At 63.0% G+C, this 7747-nt stretch carries 8 protein-coding genes and 1 pseudogene; 3 read left to right on the forward strand and 6 right to left on the reverse strand.

The window, feature by feature from the left end:
- The 3 genes and pseudogenes from RYL44_RS09505 to RYL44_RS09515 all read left to right on the forward strand — a co-directional run.
- Nucleotides 1–158, forward strand: a pseudogene (locus RYL44_RS09505) (ABC transporter ATP-binding protein); the annotation flags it as partial.
- Between the two features lie 20 nt (nt 159–178).
- On the forward strand, nt 179–2881 hold the full coding sequence (locus RYL44_RS09510; protein ID WP_314975820.1) for an ABC transporter permease family protein: 2703 nt from the start codon (nt 179–181) through the stop codon (nt 2879–2881).
- Nucleotides 2882–2889: 8 nt separating this feature from the next.
- Nucleotides 2890–3312 (forward strand): RNA-binding S4 domain-containing protein, encoded by a 423-nt coding sequence (locus RYL44_RS09515; RefSeq protein ID WP_314975821.1) that lies wholly within the window; start codon nt 2890–2892, stop codon nt 3310–3312.
- Between the two features lie 108 nt (nt 3313–3420).
- On the opposite strand, the gene RYL44_RS09520 is transcribed toward RYL44_RS09515, so the two are convergent.
- The 6 genes from RYL44_RS09520 to RYL44_RS09545 all read right to left on the reverse strand — a co-directional run.
- Nucleotides 3421–4104, reverse strand: coding sequence for a hypothetical protein (locus RYL44_RS09520; protein ID WP_314975822.1), 684 nt, complete (start codon nt 4102–4104; stop codon nt 3421–3423).
- Nucleotides 4101–4775 (reverse strand): DUF2510 domain-containing protein, encoded by a 675-nt coding sequence (locus tag RYL44_RS09525; protein ID WP_314975823.1) that lies wholly within the window; start codon nt 4773–4775, stop codon nt 4101–4103. Before RYL44_RS09525 ends, RYL44_RS09520 begins: the two co-directional genes overlap by 4 nt.
- Before the next feature lie 169 nt (nt 4776–4944).
- A complete protein-coding gene (locus RYL44_RS09530; protein WP_314975824.1) occupies nt 4945–5640 on the reverse strand; it encodes a hypothetical protein in 696 nt (231 codons plus the stop codon).
- Nucleotides 5637–6140: a DUF2510 domain-containing protein gene (locus RYL44_RS09535; protein WP_314975825.1), complete on the reverse strand. Its 504-nt coding sequence runs from the start codon at nt 6138–6140 to the stop codon at nt 5637–5639. Before RYL44_RS09535 ends, RYL44_RS09530 begins: the two co-directional genes overlap by 4 nt.
- Before the next feature lie 82 nt (nt 6141–6222).
- Entirely contained in the window at nt 6223–6927 is a 705-nt protein-coding gene (locus RYL44_RS09540; RefSeq protein ID WP_314975826.1) for a hypothetical protein, read from the reverse strand.
- Nucleotides 6924–7747, reverse strand: an 824-nt coding sequence (locus RYL44_RS09545) for a hypothetical protein (protein WP_314975827.1), incomplete at its 5' end; no start/stop codon positions are given. The genes RYL44_RS09540 and RYL44_RS09545, both read right to left, overlap by 4 nt.

The raw sequence follows: 7747 nt of genomic DNA on the forward strand, positions 1-7747 counted from the left end.
ACATAGATGCGGGCGCAGCCGGTATCCTCGTGACTCATGAGGCCAGAATGGCCGCGTGGGCAGACCGCACAGTCTTCCTGCGAGATGGTCGCATCGTTGATCGTTCGCGCGCAGACTCGTTGAGGGACCTGCTGGCAGACACAGCACCAAGGAACTAATGAGCCGACTCAGGATACGGATGAGGCGATGGGGAGTAGTACTCCGCATCGCCTCACGCGATGCGCGCCATAGCCTGGGGCGCACCCTCACGGCAGTCATTCTGATTTCCCTGCCGATCGTCGTTGCGATCGGTTCCCTCACGTTCTGGGATGTGACGACCTCCCAGCGCTACCAGGCGTCGTCCTGGCTGGGCCACACCTCCGATGTTCAGGCCGTCACCCTCCGTCGTTCCTCGACCGCCCTCGACCAGGACTTCACAGCAGACCGCCTCTCCAAGACAGCCTCGGACGAGGAAGTCGACGTCACGATGCAGACCCTCGCCGATTGGGTCCCTCCGGGCGACCAGCTCGTGGCGGTTGACACCCTCTATCAGCTTCACCTGACGGCACCCGGTGGAACAGGCTACACGGTCGATTCGGGCATACAGACCGCCTCCCTGGACGCGCCTCGCGTCCAAGCGGGACACAGACACGGAGTCCTCGAAACTAATCACGCTGTTATTTCTGACGATGTCGCACGCGCCCTTGGCGTAACCACCGGCGATACGGTCGCCCTCTCGCTCACGGTCGCGAAAGATCGAACGACGCAAGCCCTCGAAGGAAACGCCGTTATCGACGCGGTTATCGCTGGCAGCGGGTGCGCCATCATCGGCGACGGAACGCTCGACATTGATCGCCTCGCGGTCGCGGGGCGAACGCAGACAGCCTGGTACGTGACGGGACCCGTTCCCGTCACGTGGGACGACGTTCGCACGCTCAACAAATCAGGGTTCTCAGTCGTCTCCCGCCAAGTGCTCGCTAGTCCACCGGACGCATCGGCTCTGCCCGCACTGATCGCCCAATACGAGGTCCCACAGTCATCGCGGAGCTCAAGTCCCTGGCAGTACCTGCTCGGAATCGCCGGCGTCCTGCTCATCGTCACCGAGATGATCCTGCTCATCTCCCCCCTCTACACGGTTGCTCAACGCTCCGTCATGCGCACGGCCGCCATGATCGTCGCCAACGGTGGCGACCGTTCAGATGGGCGCCGACTCACCGTCGCGCACGGCATCGTCATCGGTATCTATTCAGCCGCGTTCTCGGTGATGCTCTCCGCAGGGCTGATGGTCGGCATTGGGCTATGGTCAGGCCTCGGCATCGGTATCCTTCCCTTCTGGCCGCTCGCCTTGTCCGTTACCCTGCCGATCCTCCTGTCCCTCATGGCCTCGGTATCACCGGCACACACCTCCTCCCATATCGATACCTCCGCTGTGATCGGAGGACGCGTGTGGGAGCCCTCACGGCTCGTGCGTCGCCGCATGATCTACCCGGTCTTGCTCCTATCCGGCATCCCCCTGCTAGCCGTCGCCGCCTGGTTTGGTTCGGTGTTCACCCTCGTCCTCGGAGTTGCCCTCCTCGAAGTTGGCCTCATCGGGTCGATCCCGTACGTCTTCACACGCTGGCGTGTACCAAACCGTCGGGCGTCCATGAGTATGCGCCTAGCGCTGCGTGACGCAGTTCGAAACGGCCACCGAACGTTCCCGGCCATGGCTTCGATCCTCACGACCGTGTTTGTTGCATGTGCGCTGCTCATCACCCTGTCCTCGTCGAACGAGGCGGGATGGAACTCGCGCCCACACGTGGGCCAGCGCGGACAGATCTTCGTCTCAGCGATCGATAAGACCGATTCAGTGACCCGTTCCCGTGCCCTCATGAAGTCAGCGACTGACGCAGTCGGCAACGAGCGCACGGTCGTGTCCAAGGCCACCCTTTACGGCATCGCATGGAACAGCGGACCCGGCGGTCCCGAAACCATGGTTGAGGCCATCGTGCCCGCCGATCACTCAACGCTCACGCAGTTGGCCGCCGTGGGGCAAATGGCTGAGCTCGATGTTGCATACATTGTCGACGACGGCACCTATTTGCGCCAAGCAGGCTACTTCACCAACGAAGACGACATGGTCCGCGCAATTGCAACCTTGAATGCGGGCGGCGTGCTCGTTCCTGATCCGGCATGGATCAACGGCGCGGGGCAGGCCGAGCTGCGCAGTCTCGACATGAAAGACATTGCGGTGGCGAAGGCAGCCGGAGCATCGGACGATGCCTTGCCGAACGCGCAAGTGATGGCTTCCCAATCCTTCGCGGCGTCGCCGCTCACACGCGTCAATGTCATGGTTCTCTCACCCGCCGCAGCGACGACCCTCGGTCTTGACAGCGTTCCTCTGGGCGAACTCCTGACGGTGGACAATCCTGTTAACTCGGTGGATGCGCCCACCTTCCAAGCGACTATTGCCCGGCAGGTACCAGGGGCCAGCGCCCAAGTCATCACCCCGACCATGCGATCCATCGTCTTGCCCTACGTCGCGGCCCTGATCGCGATCGTCGCCGCGGCGGCCACGGTCGCGCTCGTCGTGGCTCTCTCGGCCTCCGACATGCGCCCAGACCTCGACACCCTCGACGCGATCGGCGCCGCCCCCGCCATGCGCCGCCACGTTACGACCTGGCAGGGCGTCGTCCTGGCCCTCAACGCGATCCCCACCGCGGTTCTTTCAGGCCTCATCGTCGGCGTTCTCGCGGTCGTCACCTTCGCCCGCTCGGGCATCTTCCGGACCCTGGTGACCCTCACGCCGGTCATCCCGTGGGGGGCCCTCGTCGGTATGCTCGTCGGTATGCCTCTCCTGTGTGCGCTCGTCGCAATTGTTCTGACGCCACGTCAGCAGCATCGAATCCGCCGCATCAACTAAGCCCGCTCATGAGTGACGTACCCGAGACGGTCGTGATTCCGCCAGGCGCCCTGGCCTCGTCCTGCGTGCGCGTTGACACGTGGCTGTGGGCGATCCGCCAGCTGAAGTCTCGCTCACAGGCGACCGCCGCAGTGCGTTCTGGTCACGTACGGGTCAACGGCGAACCGGTGAAGGCTGCCCACAAGGTACGCGTGGGTGACGAGGTGCGCCTGCGCGTTGAAGGTTTCGACCGGATCCTTGGCGTTGTCTTACCGTTGAACAAACGCGTGTCCTACCCACAGGCCCGCATGGCCTACGACGATCGCACGGCCGAGCGGCCACGCGTCCATATACCCATCGCGGTGCGCGAGAAGGGCAGTGGGAGACCCACCAAGAAGGAACGGCGGGAGCTGGACCGTCTGCGCGGCTACGACTCCCACGAACACCACTGACCCGATCGGCAAGGCAATCGGTCGGGGCGCGGTGGCTTCGACGCGTCAGGCACAACGACTGGTCCCGCCGCCCATGGGACGACGGGACCAGTGGTGAAAGCTGCGGGCCTACTCGTTCGGGAAGAACGAGGTGACCGCGAAACTGTAGTAATCGCCCCACGACGAATCGTAGGGGGCCTGGAACACGGCTGTGCCCTTGCCGTCCGAATCGACCTTGACGATTGCGACGTTGTTTTCGGTGTGCTTCGGGGGCATGAACGACAGGCCGCTATCCGAGTAGGTCATCTTGAGTGTCACGTCGACGGAGGAGAAATCGGGGAGCTTGGCGACCAGATCAGAGTCAGTGACCGTGACCTCCGCGGCGCAGGAGACGGACTTGCCATCCGCGTTCATCGTGCACGACTTGTCGCTGATCTTAAAATCGTCACTCGCGCTAAAGGTGCTGACCACCTGCGCGACCTCAACGCGCTTGGGGCAACGACTGTCGATGGCGGCTGACTTCATCTGATCGGCCGAACTGTAGTCGGCGTAGCGCGAAGAAATGTTCGAGGCGTTATCAGCGGTGATCTGGTTGCACCAGTTGGTGGCGTACAGGTCCGCTGCCTGCTGGCGCGTCGATTCCGTCTCCTTGCGCGTGTTCTCGGTGGCGACGGAACGCATAACGCTGAGGGTAATCATGACCGCGGCTGCGACCCCGACGAGGATCGCGAGGACGAGCAGAATGCGGTTGACCATGGTCATGGTCGGGTTCTTCTTGGGGGCCGTAGGCGCAGGGGTGACGCTTGTACTCACTTGCTTGACTCCTGGATCGATTGAAGATCTTCCTTCGCCTGGTTCAGCTCCTGCTGAGCCTGCTTGTATTCCTTGTTGTGGGATACGTAGCTCTTCGTGCCGATGAGCGCGCCGACGCCAAAAGCGAGGGTCAGGCAGACCAGCACGATGGAGGTGATGATCTGACCGGTCGTCGTCTTGGGACCGGAGGGCTTGGCGGGAGCGTTGGGCCGAGTGCCTAAGGGGTATCTGTTGGTCGCGGTGCTTGCGTTGAAGGTGCCCCTGGGTCCAGCGTTGCCGGAGGCAGAGTTCGTTGCGGAAGCTCCGTAGCCCTGGGCTCCCACGTTGCCGGGATAGCCGGAGGGCGCGCTAGATGCCATGGGGGAGTGGCCCTGGGCGGTGCCGGAGTTGCCGGAGGCAGAGTTCGTTGCGGAAGCTCCGTAGCCCTGTGCTCCCACGTTGCCGGGATAGCCGGAGGGCGCGCTAGATGCCATGGGGGAGTAGCCCTGGGCGGTGCCAGCGTTGCCGTTCTTCTGGGAACCAGCGTCGCCGGGAAAGCCGCCGGGAGCAGAGCTGGGTGCTTGTGCGCCGGGATCAGGCTGGAATTGGTCGGTCCACTGGCCGCCGTCCCACCAGCGCAGCTGGGGGGAACCGGCTGGGTCTGGGTACCAGCCAGGGATAGGGTTGCTCACGAGGAAGCTCCTTTCACTGTGTCCCGTAAATTCTATGAAAAGTTAAAATTAAATGAAGGGTCAGTGGTGTCTTTCGTGGCACACGTGTGTGATCGTCAACTCACGCAATGAGTGCAGCAATGCCATATGGCATGGCAGTGATCGGTGTGAGGACAGGCCACGCGGTGCACTACATGCTTGAGGGCCACCACGAGGTCATGGTCGCGCCACACTCGGATGTGGCGGACATCTGCGGATCATAGGGTACCGACACAGTGAAGGTGAGAGGCGTCCCGGGTGTCAGTGTCGCGGTCGTGGACCCCTGGTAGGGGGAGGAAGGGTTAAAAGACGCGTCCTTGTCAACCGTGTACCCGATAATCGTGACATCAAGGTCACCGAAGGATGCGACGGAACTCGACTGTGTCATCGTCAACGTGCCGCTCATCGTCGTCGTGACTTGGTCGGTCGTGCATGTCCCGATCGCAATAGAAAAGTCAGAGTCCGACAGTGTGCGCTGCGCGTTGGCTAGGGACTCCTTGTCGGCGCATTGGGCGTGGATGGCCTCCTTAACGGCTTGTGTCGCCGAATCATAGGACTTGACGACATCGCGCATCGAACCCGCCTTGTCGCGTGTGACCGACGCGCACCATGCGGCGGCGTCTCTGTGGGCGTTAGCGGCCTCGAGGTGGGCCTGGGCCTCAATAATCTGCTGGTCGATGGCGGCCTTCTCGGATACGGCCTGGCTGGCCTCGGCCTCGTAGGTTGCCGCGGAGCGTGTCCGCCACACGTTCACGCCACCAACGACAGCGGACAAGGTGATGAAGATGACGGCGAGGATCGTGCCGGCGACGGTCGCTGCTCGCACAGGAACGGGAACAGTACTCACTTCTCGGCCTCCTCGATCTGGCGGTTAATGTCATCGAGTGTGGACTGGGCGGAGTCGCGTTCCTGTTGCGCGCTTCGTGCATGCTCCTTCGCGTCGTCATAGATCGCACCGGACGCACCCAAGTGTGACCACGCGAAGATGAGGACACCGACGAAGGTAGCAACGAGCATCCACGAGGCGACGCACGCGAGCGTCCAACGGAGCGTTCCTGATCGTGCGGGTCCGTGATCGCCGGGCTTAGGGGTCCTCGAAGTCGTTGACGAGGCCGGGGCATCCTCCCAGGGTGAGGGGTTGTCGGGCGCGTGTCCCGGGAGCGGAATCTGACTATTCCCACGCGACGAGACCATGGCCTCGCCCGGCACGCAGACTTCAGGTGTGTTGGCATCGCTCGCTCGCGCCGCGTTGGGCGTCGTGACGTCGGTCCAGGAACTCCCGTCCCACCACCGAAGCTGTGTGGCGCCGGTGGGGTCGGGATACCAGCCTTGCACGGGCACACTCATCGTTACTCTCTCTCGGGTTACAACAAGTCGAATACCTGGTCAGGAAGTCTAGCTGCCCTGCGACTAGCGGGCAACGATGGAATCAGAGTCCCACCGGCCACACATTTGTCGCAACGGCGTTGCAGTGACCGCTCGAGATGCCGGGATCGGGCAGCGTTTGGCTGAATGTGCCCGACCCGCCCGAAATCGTGAGCGTAGTCGTCCCAAGAGGTTTGTCGGAACTCGTCGGTGTCGAAGCAGTGACAAAGAGATTGAGAGTGACCTGGAGGTCTCCCACGCTTGTCAAAGAGTCTCCATTCAGGGTCAGAGAACCCGACATTGTCAAACCGTTGTCTGTTGGCGTGCAATCAGTCACCTTGCCAAGGAAAAGATTCGAGGGCGCGTCGCGGAAGGCTTCGATGAAAGCCTTCTTTGCTGGGCACTGCGCTGCGATGGCATCAAGCTCACTCTGGGACTTGTTCTTCAGCTCCAGGCTCTTATTGTCGAGCATCGCGATGTCTGATTGGTCGGAGGTTAAGCCGTCGCACCATGTCGTGGCCGCCGAAGAGTTCTTCGCAGCAGTCACCTGCGTACGTACGGTTGCTGTCTCAGTCTCGGTGGTCTTCTTCTGGGCGTGTAAAGACTCCGTGTCGGCGCGCGTCTGCGTCGCCTTGTTCGACGCCGCGTAGGTTCCATACCCGAGCAAGCCTGACGTGATCATCAGGCAGATGGCCAAGGCCACCCCGACAATCGTGAGAATTTTAAAAACGCGTGAGGTCGAATGCGCCTGCGACGTTGTGCTGCTCACTTCTGTGCCTCCTCGAGGTCCTTGTTCGCCTGCTGTAGATCAGAGTTCGCCTGGTCGAGCTCGCTCTGCGCGGTGCTGTGCTCGGATTCGGCCTGAGCGAGGTCGGTGCGGGCACTCTTGAACATCGTTCCCACGTAGATGGAGGTCACGGCAAGAGCGATGACCGCGATCCATGCTGCTGCCGTGCCGATGAGCCAGCCCTTACCGGAACTGGACTTTTGCTTCTTCTTGTCCGTCTTATCGGAGGAAGCGTCGTCGGAACTATCGAACGTCGGCTTGGTACCTGTGGCGTTATAGGGATCGGAGGACACCGTTGGTGCCGGCTTCGCGGAGGGCATGTGCCGCGTCTTCTTCGCAGGCGTGTCCCGGGTGGTGACCTGCTCCTGCTGGCGCTGCTGGGGTGCGCTCTGTGGGCCTGGCGCGCCCTGCTGGCGCTGCTGGGGTTGGCCCTGTGGGCCTGGCACGCCCTGTTGGCGCTGCTGGTGTAGGCCCTGGGGACCTGGCACGCCCTGCTGGCGCTGCTGGGGTGCGCCCTGTTGGCGCTGCTGGGGTTGGCCCTGTGGGCCTGGCACGCCCTGCTGGCGCTGCTGGGGTTGGCCCTGTGGGCCTGGCACGCCCTGCTGGCGCTGCTGGTGTAGGCCCTGGGGACCTGGCACGCCCTGCTGGAAGCGCGGTCCGGGGACGCCCTGCTGGGGTGCGCCCTGGGGACCTGGCACGCCCTGTTGGCGCTGCTGGGGTGCGCTCTGTGGGCCTGGCATGCCCTGTTGGCGCTGCTGGGGTAGGCCCTGGGGGCCTGGCACGCCCTGCTGGCGCTGCTGGG

It is taken from the genome of Actinomyces bouchesdurhonensis (genome assembly GCF_963540955.1).
In the GTDB taxonomy this organism is placed as follows: Bacteria; Actinomycetota; Actinomycetes; order Actinomycetales; family Actinomycetaceae; genus Pauljensenia; species Pauljensenia bouchesdurhonensis.

What these genes read in the sequence shown, in the direction of transcription:
- RYL44_RS09510 (WP_314975820.1), top strand. Translation starts at nt 179, where the DNA reads ATGAGGCGATGGGGAGTAGTACTCCGCATCGCCTCACGCGATGCGCGC.
- RYL44_RS09515 (WP_314975821.1), top strand. Translation starts at nt 2,890, where the DNA reads ATGAGTGACGTACCCGAGACGGTCGTGATTCCGCCAGGCGCCCTGGCC.
- RYL44_RS09535 (WP_314975825.1), bottom strand. Translation starts at nt 6,140, where the DNA reads ATGAGTGTGCCCGTGCAAGGCTGGTATCCCGACCCCACCGGCGCCACA.